At 67.3% G+C, this 22,503-nt stretch carries 21 protein-coding genes; 7 read left to right on the forward strand and 14 right to left on the reverse strand.

The window, feature by feature from the left end; translation table 11 throughout:
• Positions 1 to 166: 166 nt before the first annotated feature.
• From AC6RIC_RS01545 to tesB, 3 genes are all read right to left on the reverse strand, one after another.
• A complete protein-coding gene (locus AC6RIC_RS01545; RefSeq protein WP_454654405.1) occupies positions 167 to 1,642 on the reverse strand; it encodes an ammonium transporter in 1,476 nt (491 codons plus the stop codon).
• Between the two features lie 26 nt (positions 1,643 to 1,668).
• Positions 1,669 to 2,007, reverse strand: a complete 339-nt coding sequence (locus AC6RIC_RS01550) for a P-II family nitrogen regulator (RefSeq protein WP_306224151.1) — start codon at positions 2,005 to 2,007, stop codon at positions 1,669 to 1,671.
• A 238-nt stretch (positions 2,008 to 2,245) separates the two neighbouring features.
• Positions 2,246 to 3,112, reverse strand: coding sequence for an acyl-CoA thioesterase II (gene tesB, locus AC6RIC_RS01555; RefSeq protein ID WP_454654406.1), 867 nt, complete (start codon positions 3,110 to 3,112; stop codon positions 2,246 to 2,248).
• Positions 3,113 to 3,234: 122 nt separating this feature from the next.
• Here tesB and AC6RIC_RS01560 point away from each other — a divergent pair, with 122 nt between their 5' ends.
• Positions 3,235 to 4,485, forward strand: a complete 1,251-nt coding sequence (locus AC6RIC_RS01560; RefSeq protein WP_499734837.1) for a ubiquinone biosynthesis hydroxylase — start codon at positions 3,235 to 3,237, stop codon at positions 4,483 to 4,485.
• Between the two features lie 9 nt (positions 4,486 to 4,494).
• On the opposite strand, the gene AC6RIC_RS01565 is transcribed toward AC6RIC_RS01560, so the two are convergent.
• The 4 genes from AC6RIC_RS01565 to AC6RIC_RS01580 form a co-directional block, all read right to left on the reverse strand.
• A complete protein-coding gene (locus tag AC6RIC_RS01565; RefSeq protein WP_499734838.1) occupies positions 4,495 to 4,800 on the reverse strand; it encodes a type II toxin-antitoxin system RelE/ParE family toxin in 306 nt (101 codons plus the stop codon).
• Positions 4,797 to 5,066, reverse strand: coding sequence for a CopG family ribbon-helix-helix protein (locus AC6RIC_RS01570; RefSeq protein ID WP_499734839.1), 270 nt, complete (start codon positions 5,064 to 5,066; stop codon positions 4,797 to 4,799). The genes AC6RIC_RS01565 and AC6RIC_RS01570 overlap by 4 nt, the downstream gene beginning before the upstream one ends.
• Positions 5,067 to 5,130: 64 nt before the next feature.
• Complete coding sequence (locus AC6RIC_RS01575; RefSeq protein ID WP_047580901.1) at positions 5,131 to 5,328, reverse strand: Trm112 family protein; 198 nt, start codon at positions 5,326 to 5,328, stop codon at positions 5,131 to 5,133.
• 107 nt (positions 5,329 to 5,435) lie between these two features.
• Positions 5,436 to 10,268: an NAD-glutamate dehydrogenase gene (locus AC6RIC_RS01580; protein WP_499734840.1), complete on the reverse strand. Its 4,833-nt coding sequence runs from the start codon at positions 10,266 to 10,268 to the stop codon at positions 5,436 to 5,438.
• Positions 10,269 to 10,450: 182 nt separating this feature from the next.
• Here AC6RIC_RS01580 and AC6RIC_RS01585 point away from each other — a divergent pair, with 182 nt between their 5' ends.
• Positions 10,451 to 10,999, forward strand: a complete 549-nt coding sequence (locus AC6RIC_RS01585) for a peroxidase-related enzyme (RefSeq protein WP_499736534.1) — start codon at positions 10,451 to 10,453, stop codon at positions 10,997 to 10,999.
• Positions 11,000 to 11,357: 358 nt separating this feature from the next.
• Positions 11,358 to 11,726 carry a DUF2794 domain-containing protein gene (locus tag AC6RIC_RS01590; protein WP_336814630.1) on the forward strand — a complete coding sequence of 123 codons (369 nt, stop codon included), beginning with the start codon at positions 11,358 to 11,360 and terminating at the stop codon, positions 11,724 to 11,726.
• A gap of 148 nt (positions 11,727 to 11,874) precedes the next feature.
• Here AC6RIC_RS01590 and AC6RIC_RS01595 read toward each other — a convergent pair whose 3' ends face one another.
• The 4 genes from AC6RIC_RS01595 to AC6RIC_RS01610 form a co-directional block, all read right to left on the reverse strand.
• The gene (locus AC6RIC_RS01595) at positions 11,875 to 12,411 is read right to left on the reverse strand and encodes a GNAT family N-acetyltransferase (RefSeq protein WP_499734841.1); all 537 of its coding nucleotides are present in this window, start codon (positions 12,409 to 12,411) and stop codon (positions 11,875 to 11,877) included.
• Positions 12,412 to 12,532: 121 nt separating this feature from the next.
• Positions 12,533 to 13,309, reverse strand: coding sequence for a Bax inhibitor-1/YccA family protein (locus AC6RIC_RS01600; RefSeq protein WP_499734842.1), 777 nt, complete (start codon positions 13,307 to 13,309; stop codon positions 12,533 to 12,535).
• Positions 13,310 to 13,528: 219 nt separating this feature from the next.
• Positions 13,529 to 16,114, reverse strand: coding sequence for an ABC transporter permease (locus AC6RIC_RS01605; RefSeq protein ID WP_499734843.1), 2,586 nt, complete (start codon positions 16,112 to 16,114; stop codon positions 13,529 to 13,531).
• Positions 16,115 to 16,116: 2 nt separating this feature from the next.
• Positions 16,117 to 16,818: an ABC transporter ATP-binding protein gene (locus tag AC6RIC_RS01610; RefSeq protein ID WP_454654416.1), complete on the reverse strand. Its 702-nt coding sequence runs from the start codon at positions 16,816 to 16,818 to the stop codon at positions 16,117 to 16,119.
• Between the two features lie 180 nt (positions 16,819 to 16,998).
• Here AC6RIC_RS01610 and AC6RIC_RS01615 point away from each other — a divergent pair, with 180 nt between their 5' ends.
• The 4 genes from AC6RIC_RS01615 to AC6RIC_RS01630 all read left to right on the forward strand — a co-directional run bounded on the left by AC6RIC_RS01615 (position 16,999) and on the right by AC6RIC_RS01630 (position 19,846).
• On the forward strand, positions 16,999 to 17,607 hold the full coding sequence (locus tag AC6RIC_RS01615; RefSeq protein ID WP_499734844.1) for an arylesterase: 609 nt from the start codon (positions 16,999 to 17,001) through the stop codon (positions 17,605 to 17,607).
• 83 nt (positions 17,608 to 17,690) lie between these two features.
• Positions 17,691 to 18,746 (forward strand): aldo/keto reductase, encoded by a 1,056-nt coding sequence (locus AC6RIC_RS01620; RefSeq protein ID WP_499734845.1) that lies wholly within the window; start codon positions 17,691 to 17,693, stop codon positions 18,744 to 18,746.
• 234 nt (positions 18,747 to 18,980) lie between these two features.
• Positions 18,981 to 19,553: an RNA 2',3'-cyclic phosphodiesterase gene (gene thpR, locus AC6RIC_RS01625; RefSeq protein ID WP_499734846.1), complete on the forward strand. Its 573-nt coding sequence runs from the start codon at positions 18,981 to 18,983 to the stop codon at positions 19,551 to 19,553.
• Positions 19,550 to 19,846: a 4a-hydroxytetrahydrobiopterin dehydratase gene (locus AC6RIC_RS01630; protein ID WP_499734847.1), complete on the forward strand. Its 297-nt coding sequence runs from the start codon at positions 19,550 to 19,552 to the stop codon at positions 19,844 to 19,846. The genes thpR and AC6RIC_RS01630 overlap by 4 nt, the downstream gene beginning before the upstream one ends.
• Before the next feature lie 20 nt (positions 19,847 to 19,866).
• On the opposite strand, the gene AC6RIC_RS01635 is transcribed toward AC6RIC_RS01630, so the two are convergent.
• The 3 genes from AC6RIC_RS01635 to AC6RIC_RS01645 form a co-directional block, all read right to left on the reverse strand.
• The gene (locus tag AC6RIC_RS01635) at positions 19,867 to 20,988 is read right to left on the reverse strand and encodes a GNAT family N-acetyltransferase (protein WP_499734848.1); all 1,122 of its coding nucleotides are present in this window, start codon (positions 20,986 to 20,988) and stop codon (positions 19,867 to 19,869) included.
• Positions 20,989 to 21,026: 38 nt separating this feature from the next.
• A complete protein-coding gene (locus AC6RIC_RS01640) occupies positions 21,027 to 21,662 on the reverse strand; it encodes a DUF6875 domain-containing protein (protein WP_499734849.1) in 636 nt (211 codons plus the stop codon).
• 99 nt (positions 21,663 to 21,761) lie between these two features.
• Positions 21,762 to 22,424 (reverse strand): RluA family pseudouridine synthase, encoded by a 663-nt coding sequence (locus AC6RIC_RS01645; protein ID WP_499736535.1) that lies wholly within the window; start codon positions 22,422 to 22,424, stop codon positions 21,762 to 21,764.
• Positions 22,425 to 22,503 lie beyond the last annotated feature (79 nt).

Here is a 22,503-nt window from a genome sequence, read left to right on the forward strand (position 1 = left end):
TCCGTCATTCTCGGGCAGCGAAGCGACGGCACGGGAACTTCTTGTCGGAAGAGATGCCTTCTCAATCCCGAACGCCCGGGTCGGGCCCGGGCATGATAGCCGGGAGCAACAAAAAGGCCCCGGCAGCGCTGCCGGGGCCGAGTTGCCGCTGGGAGCGGCGGGAGGATCAGCTGTGGTAGGCGCGCTCGCCATGCTCGGCGATGTCGAGGCCTTCGCGCTCCTGGTCGGTGGTGACGCGCAGGCCGACGACCAGGTCGACGATCTTGTACAGGATCGCCGAGCCGACGGCGCTGAACACGATGGTGAACAGCACCGCCTTGATCTGGGCCATCACGGCCGGGCCGAATTCATACGCACCCACGGCGAGCTCGCCGGGCTTGCTGGAATAATCCGGGATGCCGGCGCCGCCGAGCGTGGTGTTGACGAGGATGCCGGTCGCGATCGCGCCGATGATGCCGCCGACGCAGTGGATGCCGAAGACATCGAGCGAATCGTCGTAGCCGAGCGCGTTCTTCACGGTCGTGCAGAAGACGAAGCAGACGGCACCGGCGGCGAGGCCGAGCACGATCGAGCCCATCGGGCCGGCGAAGCCGGCGGCCGGGGTGACGGCGACGAGGCCGGCGACCGCACCGGAGACCATGCCGAGCATCGAGGGCTTGCCCTTGACCGCCCATTCGACGAACAGCCAGCCCAGCGCCGCCGCCGCCGTTGCGACGAAGGTGTTGAGCATGGCGAGTGCGGCGGTGCCGTTCGCCTCGAGGTTGGAGCCGGCGTTGAAGCCGAACCAGCCGACCCAGAGAAGCGCGGCGCCGATCAGCGTCATGGTCAGCGAGTGCGGTGCCATGAGCTCCTTGCCGAAGCCGACGCGCTTGCCGATCAGGATGCAGCCGACGAGGCCGGCGATCCCTGCGTTGATATGGACGACCGTGCCGCCGGCGAAGTCGAGCGCGCCCCACTTGAAGAGCATGCCGGCATCGGCATTGACGGCGTCGAGCGCGGCCTGAGCGGCAACCTTGCCGTCCGCGCCGGCCTCGGCGAGCGCCTTGGCGGCGTTGCCGACCGCGTCAGGCCCGCCCCAGTACCAGACCATGTGGGCCATCGGGAAATAGATGAAGGTGACCCAGAGCACGGTAAAGAGCAGCAGGGCCGAGAACTTCATCCGTTCCGCGAAGGCGCCGACGATCAGCGCCGGCGTGATGCAGGCGAAGGTCATCTGGAAGCAGACATAGACGAATTCGGGGATGTAGACGCCGTTCGAGAACGTGCCGGCGACCGTCGTGGCGTCGACACCCCTGAGGAAGGCCTTGGAGAAGCCACCGACGAAATCGTTGAGGCCGCCGCCATTGGTGAAGGCGAGCGAGTAGCCATAGGTCACCCAGAGGATGCAGACGACGCTGACGATCGCGAAAACCTGCGTCAGGACCGAGAGCATGTTCTTCGAGCGGACGAGCCCGCCATAGAACAGGGCGAGGCCGGGAATGGTCATGAGCAGGACGAGGATCGTCGAGCTCATCATGAAGGCGACGTCGCCCTTGTTGGGAACGGGCGGGGTGGCGGGAGCCTGGGCCAGCGCAACGCCGGCCGTCAGCGCCGCCAGCGAGAGGCCAGCCAATCCGGCCCGCAGGGAAGTCCTGAAAGTCATCGTCGAAAACTCCTGAAGGTCGGGGCTCAGAGGGCGTCGGCGTCGGTCTCGCCGGTGCGGATGCGCACGGCCTTCTCGATCGAGGAGACGAAGATCTTGCCGTCGCCGATCTGGCCGGTGCGGGCGGCGGCGGTGATCGTCTCGATCACCCGGTCGACGAGCTCGTCGGAGACCGCGACCTCGATCTTGATCTTCGGCAGGAAGCTCACGGCATATTCGGCGCCGCGGTAGATTTCCGTATGACCCTTCTGGCGGCCGTAGCCTTTCACCTCGGTCACGGTCAGGCCGTGCACGCCGACGGCGGTGAGCCCGTCGCGCACCTCCTCCAGCTTGAACGGCTTGATGATCGCCATCACGATTTTCATGTGCTGGGTTTCCCCGTCTGCGCCGCCCGGTCGTCAGCCCCGGCGATCTCGTTGCACTCTCGCGCCTGCGGGATCGCAGTTGCGTCGCAACACGCAATTCAAGGGACGTGCCAACCCGCTCCGGACACTGCGAAGCCGCTTCCGGAGGCGGAATCAGAAAGGTCCGAGGAGAATGACAGGCGTTATTGCCTAAGATTTAGGCAATAGGCTGGATTCTGCGCAGATGCCTGAAATCCGATCAGCCGAGATCGGGCCGGGGCCGGACGAGCCCTTCCTGCGCGACCGAGGCGACGAGGCGGCCTTGCCGGTCGAAGACGAGACCGCGCGAGAAGCCGCGCGCACCCGAGGTCGAAGGGCTGTCCTGCGAATAGAGCAGCCAGTCATCGGCCCGGAACGGACGGTGGAACCAGAGCGCGTGGTCGAGGCTGGCGGCCTGGATCTTCTGGTCGAAGACCGTCGCGCCATGGGCGATCAGGCTGGAATCGAGCAACAGCAGGTCCGAGGCATAGGCGAGCACGCTCTGGTGGAAGGCCGGCTCATCCGGCAGCGGCTCGATCGCGCGGATCCAGACATTGAATTTCGGCTCCAGGTTCGCGGCACCCCGATAGCGTTCAAGCTCGACCGGACGGATCTCGATCGGTCGCTTGCGCTGGTAGAAGGTCTGGAGCGGGTTGTGTTCCGGCGCGCTGAACAGCTTCACCATCTCCTCGCGGTCCGGCAGCTCCTCCGGCATCGGCACCTTCGGCATCGGCATCTGGTGCTCGTAGCCGGGTTCCTCGACATGGAAGGAGGCGGACATGGCGAAGATCGCCTCACCCTTCTGGATGGCCAGCACGCGGCGCGTGGTGAAGGAGCGGCCATCGCGCAGGCGATCGACCTCGTAGACGATCGGGACTTCGGGGTCGCCTGCCAGCAGGAAATAGGCATGCAGAGAATGCGGCTGCCGGCCCTCGACCGTCTTGCAGGCGGCATAGAGCGATTGCGCGATGACCTGCCCGCCGAAGACGCGCGGCCAGCTCGATTTGGGGCTGCGACCGCGGAACAGGTTGCGCTCGAGCTGCTCGAGGTCGAGGATCGCCGTCAGGGAAGCGCTGATCTGGGACATGGTCGGCGGTATCGCGGTCTAGTTGACGGACGGGCCGGCGCCCCGCACAGGGGCAGCCGGCTTCGTTGGCATCAGCACCGAGGCATCCCGTGGCGTCAAGTCGGCGCGGAGAGAAGGACGACATGGCTATCGAGCAGGGCAGCAGCGCCATGCGCATCGTCATCGCGGGCGGCGGCATCGCCGGGCTGGCGCTGGCGCTCGCATTGAAGCAGGGGCTGGGCGAGGATTTCTCGGTGATCCTGGCCGATCCGGCGCTGTCGGCCGCGCCCCGTGCCGATAACCGTGCCTATGCGGTCGCGGCGGGCGGCCGGGCCATGCTGAAGACGCTGGGCGTCTGGGAGGGAATCGCGCATACGGCCCAGCCGATGCTGGAGATGATCGTCTCCGACAGCCGGACCGAGGACGCCGTCCGCCCGGTCTTCCTGACCTTCGACGGCGAGGTCGAACCCGGCGAACCCTTCGCCCATATGGTGGAGAATGCGGCGCTGGTCGCAGCCCTGAAAGCCGCGTGCGGCGATGCTGGCGTCGAATTGCGCAGCGCCGGCGTGCGACGCTTCTCCGCCGAGGATGCGTCGGTCGAGATCATTTTTGCCGACGGCACGCGCTGCGCGGCGGCGCTATTGGTTGCAGCCGATGGCGCGCGCTCGAAACTGCGCGAGCTGGCGGGGATCGGCTGGGTCGGCTGGGACTATGGCCAGTCCGGCATCGTCGCCACGATCGGACATGAGCGGCCGCATGATGGCCGGGCGGTCGAGCATTTCCTGCCGTCGGGCCCCTTTGCCATCCTGCCGCTGGCCGATGGCGGCAGGCTCGGACACCGCTCCTCGATCGTCTGGACGGAGCGGACAGAGAATGTCGCGCCGCTGCTCTCGCTCGATGCGCAGGACATGCTCGCCGAGATCGAGCGGCGCTTCGGGCTCGAACTCGGCGAGATCGCGCTCGAAAGCAAGGTGAGCGCGCATCCGCTCGGCTTCGGCGTGGCACGCCGCTTCGTGGGCGAGCGTCTGGCCCTGCTGGGCGATGCCGCGCATCTGATCCACCCCATCGCCGGGCAGGGGCTCAATCTCGGCCTGAAGGACGTCGCGGCGCTGGCCGAGGCTATCGTCGATGCGGCCCGGCTCGGGCTCGACCCCGGCTCGGCCGACGTCCTGGAGGATTACGAGAAGGCGCGGCGCTTCGACACGGTGGCGATGGGCGCGGTGACCGACGGGTTGAACCGCCTGTTCTCGAACGATGCGACGCCGCTCAGGTTGGCGCGCGATCTCGGCCTCGGCCTCGTCGACCGACTGCCGGGCCTGAAGCGCTTCTTCATCCGGGAGGCGGCGGGCGTCGCCGGCGCACCGCCACGATTGCTCCGGGGCGAGGCGCTTTAAGGGCCTCGTCTAGGCGGGCCAATCCTCCTCGCGCCAGTCTCGCGCCGTATGGATGACACGCAGGATCGCGACGACCTCGCGCCCATCTCGGGATATAATGGCATAGGCCAGGATATAGGGCAGGCCGGGAACCAGCTTCTCGTAAGTGCCGCTCACACGGCCAAGTCGCCCTGTCGCGAATTCGCCCAGGTTGTTTCCAGCCTGCTCGATGGCATCGACAACCCGCTCGGCCGCGTCCGGGTTGTCCTTGGCGATATATCTGAGGATGTCGAAGTAATCGTGCTGCGCGTCATCGGACCAGATGACCGGCTTCATCCGCGCTGGGCTTTCTCGCGCCGCGCCTCTGCAATGACCCGGCGGGCTTCGGCCATGGCCTCGTCATGCGGCACGACCCGCCCGGCCTCGACATCCGCCAAGCCGCGCTTGATGCCCTCGATGATCTCCAGTTCGCGGTCGACATAGGTCGAAACCGCCTCGCCGGCGAGGAAGGACTTGCTGCGCCGGGCGCTGGCGGCGATGCGCTCGAGCTTACGCTTGGTTTCGGCCGAAACCCGGATCGTCATTGTTTCCGTCGCGGCCATCGCCTCAGCTCCTGTGTTGGGATGTGTACATACTAACACAGTGTCGAGGGCGGGCCAAACCGCCTCAATCCTCCAGCGGCCGCGCCTCTTCCGGCAGCATGATCGGGATGCCGTCGCGGATCGGATAGGCCAGCTTTGCGGGGCGGCTGATCAGTTCCTGTTTCGCGGCGTCGTATTCCAGCGTCGCCTTGGTCAGTGGGCAGACCAGGATTTCGAGCAGCTTGGGGTCGATGCGGGTGGTCGTGTCGGCTTCGCCGGTCATCGGTCTTTCCGTTCAACAAGTGCATCGGACCGAAAAGCGGATGCCGCCTTCCGGTCCGATGTCAGGACACTATGCTCAGATCGCTTCGCGCGCAGAGGCGCCGCAATCTACCGCTTACGCGGCAGGTCGGCCAGCATGCCGGCCGCCACCATCAGTTTCGGCAAGGTCAGGCCGGAGCTCGCGATCGCGTTGACGGTGCTGCGGGTGCGCTCCGCATCCTCGCCGCGCTCGCTGAGCCAGCTCTCCAGCGTACCCTGCCCCTTGGCCGAGGCCGCAGCCTCCTGCGTCAGGTTGGACTGGGCGTCGTCGAGGGTCTCGATCGCCCGTTCGCGGGCGAGACGCTCGTAATCGTCCGTTGCCGGCACGGCCGCGGCCGCCGCCTTCAGGCTCGACAGGCCGAACAGCGCGTCGATGCCGAAATGGATGCGGGCGACCTCGCCGATCTTGCGCTTGCCGCGCTCGGCGATGTCGACGATGTCGGTCGCCTCGGCGAGCGCCGGCAGGCTTGCGATGCGCGTGGCCAGCGCTTCCGGCACGCCCTCGGAGGTCAGCACGGCGATGCGCGCGAGCCTCGCCTGGGACGCCGCCTCGGGCAGCAGGGAGCCGAGCTCGCCGGCCAGCTCCTTCACGCCCTTGGCGTAGCGGGCGATGGTCGGCTCGATCGTGCCGGGCTTGGCGACGCCGCGCCGCAGGAACCAGCCCATGCGGTTGGTGACGAGTTCCTGTGCGGCACCGTAGAGGCCGAGCTGGGTCTTGCCGGGGATTTTCGCATCGAGCGCGTCGATCTCGCCATTGAGGGCGATGAGATCGAAGGAATCCCGCGCGATCGCGTAGGCAGCCGCAATGGCCGGCGCGTCGGAGCGGGTCAGAGCCGCGAGCACCGGCACGAGAGCCGGGCCGCCGCGGTTGACGATCGCGTTGGCGAGCTGGGTCGCGACGATCTCGCGGCGCAGCTTGTGGCTGGCGATCGCGTCCGGATAGGCTTCGCGTAGCGCCTTCGGGAAATAGCGGACGAGCTCGCTGGCGAGATAGGGATCGTCCGGCACCGGGGATTCGAGCAGCGCATCGTGCAGCGAGAGTTTGGCATAGGCCAGCAGCACGGCGAGTTCCGGCCGGGTGAGACCTTCGCTGCGCTTCTCGCGCTCGGCGAGCTGGGCGTCGCTCGGCAGGTACTCGACCGCACGGTCGAGCCTTCCGTCCTGTTCCAATTTCTGCATCAGGAAGCGCAGGCCAGGCGTCGCGGCCGAGCCCTGCGCCTCGGTCAGCGAAAGCGCCAGCGTCTGCAGGTAGTTGTTGCGCAGCACGAGATCGCCGACCTCGTCGGTCATCGTGGCGAGCAATTCGTTGCGCTTGTCTTCCTTGAGGCGGCCGTCTGCCACGGGGCCCGCGAGCGCGATCTTGATATTGACCTCGACGTCGGAGGTGTTGACGCCGGCGGAGTTGTCGATCGCGTCGGTGTTGATCCTGACACCCTTGCGGGCCGCTTCGATGCGTCCGCGCTGGGTCATGCCGAGATTGGCGCCCTCGCCGATGACCCGCGCCCGGAGATCGTTGCCGGCGATGCGGATCGCGTCATTGGCGCGGTCGCCGACCTGCGCGTCGGTCTCGTCGGAGGCGCGGATATAGGTGCCGATGCCGCCGAACCAGAGCAGGTCGACGCGGCTCTTCAGGATCGCCGTCATCAGCTCGGGCGGCGAAACCTCCTTCTTGTCGAGGTCGAGCAGCGCGCGAACCTCGGGTGAGAGCGGGATGCTCTTGGCCTGGCGCGAGAAGATGCCGCCGCCCTTCGAGATCAGGCTCTTGTCGTAATCGGCCCAGGACGAGCGCGGCAGGGCGAAGAGGCGCTGGCGCTCGGCCAGCGATTTTGCCGTGTCCGGATCGGGATCGAGGAAGATGTCGCGATGGTCGAAGGCTGCGACCAGCTTGATCGCGGGCGAGAGCAGCATGCCGTTGCCGAAGACGTCGCCCGACATGTCGCCGACGCCGGCGACGGTGAAGGGCGTGGTCTGGATGTCGATATCGACCTCGCGGAAATGGCGCTTCACCGCTTCCCAGGCGCCGCGGGCGGTGATGCCCATGCCCTTGTGGTCGTAGCCCTGCGAGCCGCCGGAGGCGAAGGCGTCGCCGAGCCAGTGATGCTTCTCCAGCGAGATCGCATTGGCGGTGTCGGAGAAGGTCGCGGTGCCCTTGTCGGCGGCGACGACGAGATAGGGGTCGTCGTGGTCGTGGCGGACGGTGTCGGCGGGGGGGATCACCGTCTCGCCGTCGAGATTGTCGGTGAGCTCGAGCAGGTTGCGGATGAAGATGCGGTAGCTCTCGGTGCCTTCGGCGAGCCAGGCGGCGCGGTCGGAAGCCGGCGGGAGCTGCTTCGGGAAGAAGCCGCCCTTGGCGCCGACCGGCACGATCACAGCGTTCTTGACCTGCTGCGCCTTGACGAGGCCGAGCACCTCCGTGCGGAAATCCTGCGGCCGGTCGGACCAGCGCAGGCCGCCGCGGGCGACCTTGCCGAAGCGCATATGGACGCCCTCGACGCGCGGCGAATAGACGAAGATCTCGTAGAGCGGGCGCGGCAGCGGCAGGCCGTCGACCCTGGCGCAGTCGAACTTGAAGGTGATGGTCTGGCGCGGCTGCCCGTCCGGGCCGATCTGGAAGAAGTTGGTGCGCAAGGCGGCATCGACCAGATTGACGAGGCGGCGCAGGATGCGGTCGTCGTCGAGGCTGGTGACGGCGTCGAGCGCCTCCTCGATCTCGGCATGTTTCTGGGCCATGCGCTGCTCGCGTTCGCCCGCCGGGACGCGCGGGTCGAACTTGGCGGCGAAATAGGCGACGAGCCCGGCGGCGATGCCGGGATGGCTGGTCAGCGCATCGGCGATATAGCCCTGGGCATAGGGTGCGCCGGCCTGACGCAAATAGCGGCCGAAGGCGCGCAGCAGGGCGGCCTCACGCCAGCCAAGGCCGGCGACGAGCACGAGCTGGTCGAAACGGTCGGATTCCGCGAAGCCGCGGAACTGCGCCATCAGCGCCGCCTCGATGGTCGGATCGAGATGTTCGACATCGATCTCGCCGTCGTCGGCGCGCTCCAGTGTCATGTCGTGCAGCCAGATGCGGACCGCATCGCCATTGCCCTGCGGCATGACGTTGTAGGTCCGCTCGTTGACGACGCGGAAGCCCATGTTCTCGAGCACCGGCACGCGGGCCGAGAGCGAGATCGGGGCGCCGCGCGAGAACACCTTGAGATTGGCGCGCTTGGCGTCGTCGCCTTCGCGCCGGTAGAGATTGACGGCGCGGCCGCGCTCCGGCGTGAGCTGCTGGAGCATCTCGATATCGACGAGCGCGTCGGCGGCCGAGAAGCGCTCGCGATAGGCGGCACCAAAGGCCTCGGCATAGCGCTCTGCCAGGGCGCGGGCGGCGGGGCCGGCCTTCTCCTGGTCGAGCACGTCCTTCAGCCCGTCGCCCCAGGTGCGGACGATGGCGCTGATGCCGGCTTCGAGCGTCGAGCGCTCGACACGCGGGGTTTTGCCCTCGTCGCGGCCGATGATGTAATGGGTGCGCGAGAGCGGACCCTCGGGATAGGCGGGATAGGCGGCCGAGAGGCGCCCGGCATAGATCCGCGCCAGGAAGTCGCCGACGCGCAGGCGCACCGTGGTGTCGTAGCGGTCCTTCGGGATGAAGACGAGGATCGAGACGAAGCGGTCGAACTCATCGACGCGGGCGAGCGCGCGGATGCGCGGCCGCTCGGTGAGCTGCAGGATGTCGAGCGCGAACTGCTCCAGCGTCGGGGTGTCGATCTGGAAGAGCTCATCACGCGGATAGGCATCGAGCACATTCATCAGCGCCCGGCCGGAATAGCTCGCCGGGTCGAAGCCGATATTCTTGGCGACGCGGGCGACCTTCAGGCGCAGATAGGGGATGGCGCGGGCCGAGCCGGTATAGGCGTTCGAGGTGAGCAGGCCGACGATGCGCAATTCGCCGTCGAGCCGGCCGTCCGGCGTGAACAGCTTGACGCCGACATAGTCGAGATGGACGCGCCGGTGGACGCGGCTCTTGACGTTGGCCTTGGTGATGATCAGCGCCTGGGGCTTGGCCAGGAAGGAGCGCAGCTCCGGCGTGACCGTGACCAGTTCGCGGCCCTTGCGCAGGACCTTGACCGTGGGGTTGCGCAGGATGCCGAGGCCCGAGCCCTCGATCGGGTCGGCCGCGACGTCGCCGCCAGGGAAGCGGTAGGCGCGGATGCCGAGCAGGGTGAAGTTGTCGCCGGCGATCCATTCGAGGAACTGCAGCGCCTCGTTGATCTCGTCCTCCGGCAGCGGCGGCGGATTGGCGCGATAGGCCTGGATCACCTCGGTGATGCGGCCGCGCATCGCGGCCCAGTCGTCGACGGCGAGCGCGACATCGGCATAGACGTGGTCGAGCCCGGCGCGCAGCTTCTCGCGGGCTTCCGGCGTATCGATGCGCGGGACATGGATATGGAGCAGGCTCTCGCGGCGCGTGCCCTCGGGGGCGCGGCCGGCGGCTTCGCCGGCGAGCGAGGTGAACTTGCCCTTGGCGTCGCGGGCGACGGCCAGGATCGGGTGGGCGACGAGGCGGGGCTCATGGCCCTGCTCCTGCAGTTCGGCGAGCGTCGAATCGAGCAGGAACGGCTTGTTGTCGTTGACGACCTCGAGAACGGTGAGCTGGTGCTTGCGCTCGCCCTCGCCGAATTCCTCGTCGCGGAAGCGCAGGTTGATCGTATCCGGCTTGCGCGGCTGAGCGAGGTGCTCGAAGGCGGCGGCGGCGGTGCGGGCGAGCATTTCGGCCGGGAGGGCGTCGAGATCCTCGGCGACGGAGCGGCCGAAGAGCAGGCGGGGGAACTCGGCGGGCATCGAATTCTTCAATCCGGTGGCTGCGGCCTCGATCGCTGCGATCGCGCCAGCGGTCGCGTTCGTCACCCGTTTGCCCATGTCCCAACCCCAGTTGTTTTGCCGCAGCGATGACATAGGCTGCGGAGCCTTTCAACTTGCCGTGCCTGAAAAAGCGGCAAACTGACGCTCTCGCCGACTCGACAGGACGCACCATGGCAATAAAGCATGACAAACCCAAGGTGGGAGAAGAGCCGGCGCGTCAGGATTCGCCGCCGGTCGTCATGGCTCTGGACCTGAAGCCGGGCGCGCTTTCAGCCGAAAACCAGGCTTACTTCGCGAAATGCGAGGAGAAGCTCGGATTTGTGCCGAATGTGCTGAGCTCCTATGCCCATGACGACGCCAAGCTCACGGCCTTCGCGGCCTTTTACAACGACCTGATGCTGGCGCCGTCCGGCTTGTCGAAGCTGGAGCGGGAGATGATCGCGGTCGCGGTCTCCAGCGTGAACCGCTGCTATTACTGCCTGACCGCCCATGGCGCGGCGGTGCGCCAGCTCTCCGGCGACCCCGTGCTGGGCGAGCTCATGGTGATGAACTACCGGGCGGCGGCGCTGTCGGCGCGGCACCGCGCCATGCTCGATTTCTCGGTCAAGCTGACGGAAACCCCGCATCTGATCGGCGAGGAGGACCGGGAAACGCTGCGCAAGACCGGGTTCAGTGAGCGCGACATCTGGGACATCGGCGCCGTCGCGTCCTTCTACAACATGTCGAACCGGATGGCCTCGGCGGTCGATATGCGGCCCAATGCGGATTATCACGGGCAGGCGCGGTAAGATCGCTTTCCAACACCGGCATCTCGCGACGCCGGCCGGGAGGGTAGCCCCAAAAGAAAAACGGCCGGCGCAATGCCAGCCGCTAGTTGGCCCCGACTCGGTGGCCCGGCTCCGCCCGAACTCCGGGGGGCTGGGGGGCTGACAAACCGGCGATCAGTGAAACCGGGCCGTCGAGGCAACGAAGAGAGTTGAACGTCGCAACTTGGCGCTCGCTTGGCGTGTTCGCGGCGAAAATGGGGCATTCGTGGAGAACACCGACCCGACGCGTGGTCCCTTGCCGGCTTGCTCCCTTGCCAGCGCAGGGCCGCGGGCGCATCATCCAGTGGTGATTTGGTGAGGCTCCGACCAGGGAGGCGCCATGAGCGAAAGCGAAACGCCACAACCGCAGGCCGCGAGCGCGGTTGTGAACTTCCCGGCGCCGGCGCGACCGACCACCGTGACCTTCGACCGGCGCGAACTCAGCGAGTTGCTCAACCTCTACGGCCGGATGGTCGCGGCCGGTGAATGGCGCGACTACGCCATCGATTTCCTGAAGGACAAGGCGCAGTTCTCGGTGTTCCGGCGCTCGTCGGAGATGCCGCTCTACCGCATCGTCAAGGATCCGGCGCTGGCGCGGCGGCAGGGCGCCTATTCCGTGGTCGCGGCGACCGGGCTGATCCTGAAGCGCGGCTCGGAACTCTCGCGCGTGCTCAAGGTGCTCGACAACAAGCTCAGCGTGGTGAGCTGAGGCGTCACGGACCGGACAGATGTTCGAGCCCTCATCCTGAGGAGCGCCGAAGGCGCGTCTCGAAGGATGCTTCAGGAGGCTCCGGAACTATCTGGAGCCTCCTTCGAGACGCCGCTGTGCGGCTCCTCAGGATGAGGGCTGCGAAGGGCTAGAGAGCCGGCGGCGTCCGATCTCCCTCGCCCAGCTCCTTCTGCATCAGCATCTGGTCGAGCCAGCGGCCGTGCTTGAATCCTATCCTTTCGGCCACGCCGATCAGGCGGAAGCCGGCGCGCTCATGCAGGCGGCGCGAGCCGATCGAGGCGCCGGTGCCATCTCCGATCACCGCGATCATCTGGCGGAAGCCGCGCTCGGTGCAGGCCTGCATCAGGGCATCAAGCAGAAGGGTGCCGATGCCGAGCCCCTGCGCGGCGGGGGCGATGTAGATCGAGTTCTCGACGGTGGCGCGATAGGCCGGGCGCGGCCGGTAGGCTCCGGCATAGGCATAGCCGAGGATGGCGCCGTCCCGCTCCGCGACGAGATAGGGATAGCCGCCGGCCAGGATCGCCTCGAAGCGTCGCTGCATCTCGGCTTCATCGGGCGGTTCCAGTTCCCAGGAGGCGGTGCCGTGCAGCACCGCATGGGCGTAGATCGCGGCGATGGCGGCGATATCGGCTGGGATGGCAGGGCGGATCGAAGGCGTCGTCATGCCCAAAGCATGAGCAATGTCCGTGCCAGAAGGGAAGGCCTAACTCGAGGGAAGATTTGGCCCAAAGAAAAAGCCCCGGCCGTGGGGCCGGGGCTCGTCTCACCCGCGGAGCGGGATCAGATCATTCGCTCTTCGTGCCGAACAGCGAGAGCAGCATCTGGAACATGTTGATGAAGTTCAGGTAGAGCGACAGAGCGCCGTTCACCGAGAGCTTCGCAGCCGATTCCTGGTCCAGATCGGAGTAGAGATACATCTCCTTCAGGCGCTGCGTATCCCAGGCGGTCAGGCCGGCGAAGACCAGCACGCCGATCGCCGAGATGGCGAAGGACAGACCGCTCGACTTCAGGAACAGGTTGACCACCGAGGCGATCACGAGGCCGATCAGGCCCATGATCAGGAACGAGCCCATGCCCGACAGGGACTTCTTCGTGGTGTAGCCGGCGAGGCTGAGCGCCCCGAAGGCCGCGGCCGTGATGAAGAAGACCTTGGTGATCGACTCGCCGGTGAAGACGACGAAGATCGAGGACATCGACACGCCCATCACCGCCGCGAAGGCGAAGAACATGGCGCGCGCAGCCGAGGAGCTCATGCTCTCGGCCTTGAACGAGAAGAACAGGATGAAGGCGAGCGGGGCCAGCATCACGACCCATTTCAGCGGGCTGAGATACAGGGCCTGGCCGAGCGGGGTCAGCGCCGTCACCTTACCGGTGGGCGAGACGCCGGCAATCGCCAGCATGCTGATGCCGATCGCGGCGAGGCCGGTAATGGCCAGGCCGATCGTCATGTTGTTGTAGACGCCGAGCATGAACGAGCGCAGGCCCTGATCCATCTCGACGGCGCTGGTCTGCTGTGCGCGGCCGGCACCCCAGACTGGAGCATTGCGGTCGAAGTTGCTCATTAAGAGAGTTTCCCCTGACGTAGTTTCGGACGACGACAAGCGCGCAGGCGCCAGCCGTCCTCGCGCACGAAAGTCGCGATGACGGGAATATGGGCGGCTTTGCCGGTTCTTACAAGAGCCCGCCATGGTTAAGGCCGACGCCGGCATAGAAGTTCGGCGCTGCACCCATGCAGAATTACAGGATCTTAATGTCTATCGAGAGTCGTTCTCAGATAGTCATCATAAATTTCTGAGATGAGAAGCCGGCGCTTTCGTCAGTATTTTTATCGTACCGACGAGCCCGAACAGGACGGTAACCCCGACAGCGGCAGTCGCAGCCAGTATAGCCCCTCTGGGATCACTGACGAACTCGATCCGCATCACTTGCGTGACGATCCCCCAGCCTGCCGCTGTACCCGCGAGAACGCCGAAGACGGCTGCGACGAAGCCGATGGCGGCGTATTCAAGGGCGTACGACGAAAGTATGAAGCGGCGGGTCGCGCCGAGGGTCTTCAGGATCATCGCGTCATAGAGCCGCGCGCGCTGTCCGGCTGCGAGCGCGCCGCCGAGCACGAGCAGGCTGGCGGCGATGGCGAGCCCGGAGGCGCCGCGGATCGCCATGGCGAGCTGGGCGACAATCGTATTGACTGCTTCGAGCGCGTCCTTGACCCGCACCGCCGTGACAGCCGGGAAGTCGAGCGCGAGGCGGCGCATCAGCGCGGCATCGGTCGCGCCCTTGCCGTCCGGGCTCGTCGCGATGGTGGCGAGATTGGTGTGTGGCGCCCCGGCAAAGGTGTTGGGCGAGAACACCATGACGAAATTGATGCCGAAGGAGCGCCAGTCGACCGTGCGGAAATTGGCGACGCGGGCGGTGATGTTGCGACCGAGCACGTTGACGGTGAGTCGGTCGCCGATCTTCAGGCCGATGCCGGCGGCGTTCTGGGCGTCGAAGGAGACCAGCGGCTCGCCGCGATAATCGGCCGGCCACCATTCGCCGGCCGCGATGCGCGAGCCTTCCGGCAGCGTGGCCGCATAGGTGATGCCGCGGTCGCCGTCGAGCACCCAGGCGGATTGCTCGCTCGCCCTGATATCCTCGGCGCGGGTCTGGTTCACCGAGACGATGCGGCCGCGCATCATCGGCACGCGCTCGGTCTTCGCGCCCGGCCGCTCCGCCGCGAGGAAGGCGTCGAAGCGCTCGGAATCGCGGCTGGGCACGTCGAGGAAGAAGAAGCTCGGTGCCTTGTCGGGCAGGGCGCCGGTGAGTTGCCGGGTCAGGCTGACATCGATGAAGGAGAGCGCCGAAAGCAGCGCGACGCCCAAGCCCAGCGAGAGCACGAGCGCGGGGGTGAGTGCGCCCGGCCGATGGCTGTTGGCCAGAGCCATGCGGAGCGCCGGGCGGCGCGGGCGCGGGAGGCGGCGGGCCAGCGCCATCAGGCCGAGCGAGACGGCGCGCAGCAGCAGGAAGACGCCGAACATCACGCCGATATAGATCAGCGCGATCCGGCGATCATAGGCGAAGCCGATGGCGACGCCGGCCAAACCCGCCAGCGCGAGCGCGCAGAGGACGAGATAGATCGCGCGCGGGCGGCGCGGATCGGGCTCGACCTTGTCGCGGAACAGGGCGGAGACCGGAATATCGTGGGCGCGCCCGAGCGGGATGATCGCGAAGACGAACGCCGTCAGCAGGCCGTAGAGCGCGGCGATGGCGAGTTCGCCCGGCGCCAGCGTCGGCTCGAACGGGACCGGCAGGATGCTGCGGACGATCGCGCCGAGGCCGAAGGGCGCGGCGGCGCCGAGCACGAGGCCGATGGCGGTGCCGATCGCGGCGACGAGCATGACCTCGGTCAGGTGGATCGCGACGACGCGCCCGCCGGTGGCGCCGACCGCTTTCATCGTGGCGAAATCGAGCTTCTTGGCCTCGACGAAGCGGCGCACCGCATTGGCGACGCCGACGCCGCCGACCAGCAGTGCGGTGAGCCCGACCAGCGTCAGGAACTGGGTGAAGCGTTCGAGATTGCGCTGGAAGCTCGGCGCGGCATTGGCGCGGGAGCGGATCTCCCAGCCGGCATCGCGTTGCTGCGTGCCGGAATCGGCGATCAGCTTCTCAAGATCGGCATCGCTCGTCGCGGTCTGCGGAAGCTGGAGGCGATAGGTCCAGCGGATCAGGCTGCCGGGCTGGATCAGGCCGGTCGCCTTCAGCGCCTCCTGCGACATCAGGAGGCGCGGGCCGAAGCCGACGCCGGCCGCGATCTTGTCGGGCTCGGAGATGAGATTGGCGCGGAGCTGAATTTTTGCGCCGCCGACGGTGACGGTGTCGCCGGGCTTGAGGTCGAGCCGGCCGAACAGGACGGGATCGGCGACGGCGCCATAGGCTCCATCGCGCTGGTCGAGCAGGCCGGGCAGCGGCGTCTGCGGATCGGTCTCGACCGTGCCGATGCTCGGATATGCCGCATCGACCGCCTTGATCTCGACCAGGGCCGCGCCTTTCTCACCGGCATTGGCCATGCCGCGCATGGTGGCGATGCTGGAAACCGTGCCGCGTGCGGTCAGGAAGGCGAGCTCGGGCGCTGTCGCTTCGCGGTGGATCAGGCTGAAGGCGGCATCGCCGCCGAGGATGCGCCGGCCTTCGCGGGCAAGGCCTTCGGTCAGGCCGCGCGAGGCGGAGGCGACGGCGGCGATGGTCATGACGCCGAGCGCGAGGCAGGCAATGAAGATGCCGAAGCCGCGCAGGCCCGCGCGCAGATCGCGGATCGCGAGGCGCAGGACGAGACCGATGCCGAGGGCGCGGTAGGTCGGACTTTGGGACGGCTTGACGGGGGCGTGCATCGTCAGGCGACCACCGTCTCGGGCTCGGCCTCGATCACGCCGGAACGCAGGCGGACCGTGCGTTCGCAAAGCGCGGCGAGCGAGAGATCATGGGTGACCAGCACCAGCGTCGCGCCGCGCTCGCGCTTCAGGGCGAAGATCAGGTCCACGATCGCGCGGCCGGTCGATTCGTCGAGATTGCCGGTGGGCTCGTCGGCGACGAGGATCGCCGGGTCCGGCGCGACGGCGCGCGCGATGGCGACGCGCTGCTGCTCGCCGCCGGACAACTGGGCCGGGTAATGGTCCATGCGGTGGCCCAGGCCCACATTGCGCAGTTCGGCTTCGGCGCGGGTGAAGGCGTCGGGATGGCCGGCGAGTTCCAGCGGCAGCGCGACGTTTTCGCGGGCGGTCATTGTCGGCACGAGATGGAAGGACTGGAAGACGATGCCGATATGCCGGCCGCGGAAGACGGCGAGCCCATCCTCGTCGAGCGCGCCAAGATCCTGGCCGGCGACCTTGACCAGGCCTGAATCGGGGCGCTCCAAACCGGCCATGGTCATCAGCAGGGTCGACTTGCCGGAGCCGGAGGGGCCCACGAGCCCGGTCGCCTCGCCGTCGGCCAGCGACACCGAGACGCCCTTGAGGATATGGACGCGGGCGGCGCCACGCCCCAAACTCAGGTGGACATCCTGCAACTCGATTGCCGAAACGGCCTTCTCGCTCATCACGCCATGATCCCGACTTACGCTTCCATCGCCATCCCCGTTCGCACCGGATCGCGTCCCGAGCGGGGCGGAACCGCGGCGCGGCACGGTCTGCGGCCATATGGGTTCAGGCTCGCGCTTGTCCAATCGGCTGCGACGTTTTTCGTCGCCTTCCTGCTGCTTCTGGTCGGGTCCCCCGACATGGCCGGCGCCCAGACTCCCTCCCCCGATCCGAGTGCCGGGCGCTCGCTGAAGCTCGTCGCCTTCGGCGATTCGCTCTCGGCAGGCTACAATCTGCCCGCCAGCGCCGCCTTTCCGGCCGTGCTGGAGCAGGCGTTGCGCCAGAAAGGCCTCGCTGTCGAAATCGTGAACGCCGGTGTCTCCGGCGACACGACGCAAGGCGGGCTCGAACGGCTCGACTGGTCGGTGCCGGAGGGGGCCGACGGCGTCATCCTCGAACTCGGCGCCAACGATGCCTTGCGCGGGGTGGATCCGGCCGTAACCCGGAAAAATCTCGAAGCGATCATCGCCCGTCTGATCGAACGGAAGATCCCGGTGCTGCTCGCGGGCATGTATGCGCCGCGCAATCTCGGCGAGGATTTCGCGAAACGCTTCGATGCGATCTATCCGGAGCTTGCGAAGAAGCACGGGCTGGTGCTTTACCCGTTCTTCCTGGAAGGCATCGCGGGCGACCGCGCCCTGAACCAGGCGGATGGGCTTCATCCCACGGCCGAAGGCGTCGCCGTCATCGTCCGGACCATCCTGCCGACGGTCGAGCGCTTCATCGCCACCCTGCCGCCCAGGTCCTGATCCGCCTGCGGGTTCTCCGCGCGCGTATCCCCGATTCCCGTATTGCCGCCTGCCGGCCCCCCCGCTTCCGGAGTTGCTTCGCCATGGAATACCGCCGCCTTGGACGTACCGATCTCAAGGTCTCGGTGATCTGCCTGGGGACCATGACCTGGGGAGAGCAGAACACCGAGGCCGAAGGCCATGCCCAGATGGATTACGCCATCGAGCAGGGCGTCAATTTCTTCGACACGGCCGAGCTCTACGCGATTCCGCCGAGGCCGGAGACGCAAGGCTCGACCGAGCGGATCATCGGCAGCTGGTTCAAGGCGCGGAAGAATCGCGACAAGGTCATCCTGGCGTCGAAGGTCTGCGGGCGCGGCGGCAATACCTGGTTCCGCGACGACAAGAGCCCGACGCGGGTGACGCGCAAGCAGATCTTCGAGGCCGTCGACAAGAGCCTGCAACGGCTGCAGACGGATTACATCGACCTCTACCAGCTGCATTTCCCCGAGCGGCCGATGCCCTGGGGTTCGAATCCGACGCGCTTCGCCAAGGACGCCTTTGCGCCTGCGGCTGACGAGACCCCGATCGCCGAGCAGCTCGACGCTTTCGCGGAGGTGATCAAGGCCGGCAAGATCCGCCATCTCGGCCTCTCCAACGAGAGCGCCTGGGGGACGATGCGCTTCGTGACCGATTCGGAAGCGCGCGGCACGCCGCGGGTGCAGTCGATCCAGAACGCCTACAATCTGCTCAACCGCACCTTCGAGACGGCGCTCGCCGAGGTCGCGCTGCACGAGGATGTCGGCCTGCTCGCCTATTCGCCGCTGGCGCAGGGCTATCTGACCGGCAAATATCTCGATGGTGCCCGCCCGGCCGGGGCACGCACGACGCTGTTCGACCGGGGCCAGCGCTATCAGACGGCCGGAGCCGAGGACGCGATCAAGCGTTATATCGCGCTCGCCCGCGAATCAGGGCTCGATCCGGCGCAGATGGCGCTCGCCTTCGTGAACAGCCGCTCCTTCGTCACCGCCAACATCATCGGCGCAACCTCGATGGAGCAGCTCAGGACCGATATCGCCTCGATCGGCGTGAAGCTTTCGCCGGAGGTTGAGGCGCAAATCGACGCGATTCATCAGCTCGCGGGCAATCCCTGCCCGTAAGTTCTGATTTCTCACCCAAACGCGGGTCATCCCGGGCGACCGGAGGGAGACCCGGGATCCATGCCTGAACCCTTATGGGGAAGCTCCGGCATGGATCCCGGATCGGCGCCGCTATGGCGGCTTGTCCGGGATGACGGCGCGGGGGTGAAGCCAACGTACAAAAACAACTCCCCTCCGCCGGCTTCCTGCTCTACCGTCTCGCCAGAGTCACAATCGCTTGGCAGGGATTCGCTCATGCCGAGGCTGTTCATCGCTCTGGAAATTCCCGCCGAGGTCGCGACCGGGCTGACATTGCATCGCGGCGGATTGTCGGGTGCGCGCTGGATCGAGCCGGCCGACTACCACATCACCCTGCGCTTCCTCGGCGATGTCGACCGCCGCATGGCGAACGATGTCGACCATATGCTCTCCGATCTCACGGCCTACCCGTTCGAAATCACACTCGATGCGCTCGGCAGCTTCGGCGGCGACAAGCCGCGTGCGGTCTTCGCGCGGGCGCAGCCGGGCAAGGCGCTGACCGATCTGCAGGGCGATCTCGAACGGCAGATGCGCCGCCTCGGCCTGCCGGCTGAAGCACGCAAATTCGTGCCGCATGTCACGCTGGCGCGCTTGCGCGACACGACCCCCGTCGAACTCGCGCAGTTCCTCAGCCTGCACCCGATCGTCCGCCCCTTCACCTTCACCGCGCGCCGGGTGGCGCTGATGTCCTCGCGCGATTCGATCGGCGGCGGACCTTATGTGCTGGAGGCGGCCTATCCGCTCGGCCCCGCCTACCCGAATCGCCTGTCACGGGAGATGCGGCGATGACCCGGCCGAAGCGGCTGTCCCCGGAAGCGCAGGCCGAAGCGCTGGCGACGCTGACCGGCTGGAAGCTGGCGCCGGGGCGCGAGGCCATCGCCAAGCGCTTCGTCTTCCGCGATTTCAGTGAAGCCTTCGGCTGGATGACGCGCGTCGCCTTGCTCGCGGAGGCGATGAACCACCATCCGGAATGGTCGAATGTCTACCGTACCGTGGACGTCACGCTTGCGACCCATGATGCGGGCGGGTTGACCGAGCTCGACGTCAAGCTGGCACGCGCCATCGACGCGATTTCGGATTGAGTCGAAACCATCGCTCCGGGCTACGGGCCTTGCCGCGGCGCCGGCATGACCTGACGCGAGAGGCCCGCCGGCAGGCGTTTCACCAGGGTTTTCAGCATCGGCCGCCAATGCTGGATGCCGAGATGACAGGCGAGCCGCCCCTTCAGCGACAGCGGCCGGAGGCGGTCGCTGACCGCGACGCTGCCATCGGCATGTTCCAGCTTGTAAGGCTCGGCCGGTGCCAGCAGGTCGAAGACCGCGCTGCCGCGGGCGCGGGCACTGGCGAAGCTGTGGTGGATCAGGATCTTCCCGATGCCGGCCTGTTCGTGCTCGGAGTCCGTCGCGAGGACATGGGCGAAGCTGTGGCCCTTGCAGTCAAAGGACAGGTCGATGCCGATCGGGGCATCGTTGATCGATAGCGCTGCGATTCGCAGTGAAGCCTCGCCGGAGGCGTCGGCGGCCAGATCGGTGAAGAAGGCGGCGAAGCGGGGATCGTTGATGACCGGCGCGACGATGCCGCGCCGGGCGAGCGTCATGCGCTTCATCGCGATGGCGGCGGCGGCGAGCCGTGCCGCCTCCGGGCCGGGCGCCGGCATGGCGTGGGCGACTGGGCCGTATTCCTCCAGGCGACGCAGGCGACGGCGATGGTTCGAGCGTTCGCGTGCGGGGTAGGCCAGGCTCGGCCCGGTTTCGCCGACACGGCGGCCGAGATCCGCGAAGGGCGCTTCCTGCCGATCACCCTGTACGGCGCCGTCGAGCAGGCCGCTCAGGGCGAGGCGGGAATCGGCCCGCAGCTTGCGGGCCTCGAAGAGATCGGCGCCTCGGCTTTGAATGAATGCCCAGCCTGCCTCCAGCAACGATTCCTGACCATCGCCAACGAGCACGTCGCCGAACTGGGCGACTGGGACGCCCATGAAGCGGAGGGTATCGAGACCGTAACGCCGCTGGCGGACGAGCGGCCAGATCATCGCCAGTTCACCGCCTTGGCGCGCTATGACGATGCTGAGCCGGGTGTCGGGGGGCAGGTAATGCGTCGCCCAATGGCGCAGGAAGACATGGCTCTGGAAGAGCTGCGCGGGGGTGGCGGAGCGTTCGAAGAGGGCCTCCCAGTCGCGGCGCAGCTCCAGGAAGCCAGCCACATCCTCGACAAGATCGAGCGTCACGGCACTGTCCCGCCGGGCCGGCAAAGGCAGGGATGCGTTCATGGACCCGCGCGCAGATGCTGAATCAAGCGCCTGGCGCCGGCCATGCGGAAGCGGGCGAGATAAGGCAGCATCAGGAGCGGGTGGCGCGCGGCGAAGGGCGCGTCATGCTCGACCATGTGGCGGACGGCGACGACCGGGAAGGGTGTGCGCAAGGGGCGGAACTGCGGGTTCCACAGGCCGGGCGCCTCCGAGTCCGGGTGCATCAGCCCGATCATGCGGAAGCGGCGGAGCGATGCGAATTTCAAGCGCTTCTGAACGCGTTGCAGCATCGTCGTGCCGGCCGGATCGGCGCAGCCGGGAAAGCCGATGATCACGGTGCGGAAATGCTGCATGGCCGGCGGGGCGGGAATCGCATCGAGCTCGGCGAAGCTCCGGCTGACGGCTGCAAAGGCCGCCTCCGCATCTGCAGCGGTCGCCGTGGAGATGCCGAGACGGACCGTATCGAGCTTCGCGGCCTGGCGGGTGAAGGGACAGACGGCGCCGGAGCGACCGAGATCGGCATGGGCGCTCATCAGATAGGTCTCGACCCAGCCGACGAGCACGGCCAGCGGCGGCGCTGCGCCATCCGCGCAGTGGGCGCGGGCTTCGGGCAGGGTCAGGAGCTGCGGTTCGGCGACGGCGCTATCGGTCATGGCTGCATGACGAGAGATGTTGCAGCCGTGGCATAGCAGCCCCGGATTAGCGAAGGGTTGATCGCCGCCAGTATGTCGCAGACGCCGCGTTGACGCGTTCTAAACCCTGTTCCAGCCGCAGGCGCCGAGCGCCGCCAGCATATGCGGCGGTGGCGGCGCCTCGACGACGATCGGATCGCGCTTCTTGTAGAGCGGGATCGCGATCGACCGGGCGTGCAACTGGAGGCCCGGCCCGCCCTCGCGCGGGGCATCGCCATAGATCTCGTCGCCGAGCATCGGCCAGCCCGAAGCCTGGCAATGGACGCGCAACTGGTGGGTGCGACCCGTCAACGGCTCCAGCGCGAGCCAGGCGAGCGGGCCGTGCTCGCTCTCGCCCCGGCCCAGCACGCGGTAGCGGGTCTGGGAGGGCAGGCCGGCAGGATCGACCTTCATCCACCAGCCGCGCTCGGGCGAGCGCTTGGCCAAGGGCAAGTCGATCAGCCCCTCGTCCTGCGCAGGATTACCTTGCACGATCGCCCAATAGGTCTTGCCGATGCGCCCGTCGCGAAACATCTGGTTGAGCTCGGCCATGGCGCGGGGATGCCGGCCGAGCACGAGGCAACCTGACGTGTCCTTGTCGAGGCGGTGGGCTGCTTCCGGCTTGCGCGGCAGGCCGAAGCGGAGCGCGTCGAGATAATCGGTCAGGACCGGGATGATCCGGCGCTTGGCCTGCGGCCCCCGATGCGACGGCAATCCGGCGGGCTTGTCGATGACGAGCATCATGGCGTCGCGATAGAGCAGCGGCACCGGCAGCTCGTCGTTGATCTGCCCGTGGGATTGCGAATTTTCTGGTCGGTCCGGC

The organism is Allobosea sp. TBD101 (assembly GCF_059817965.1).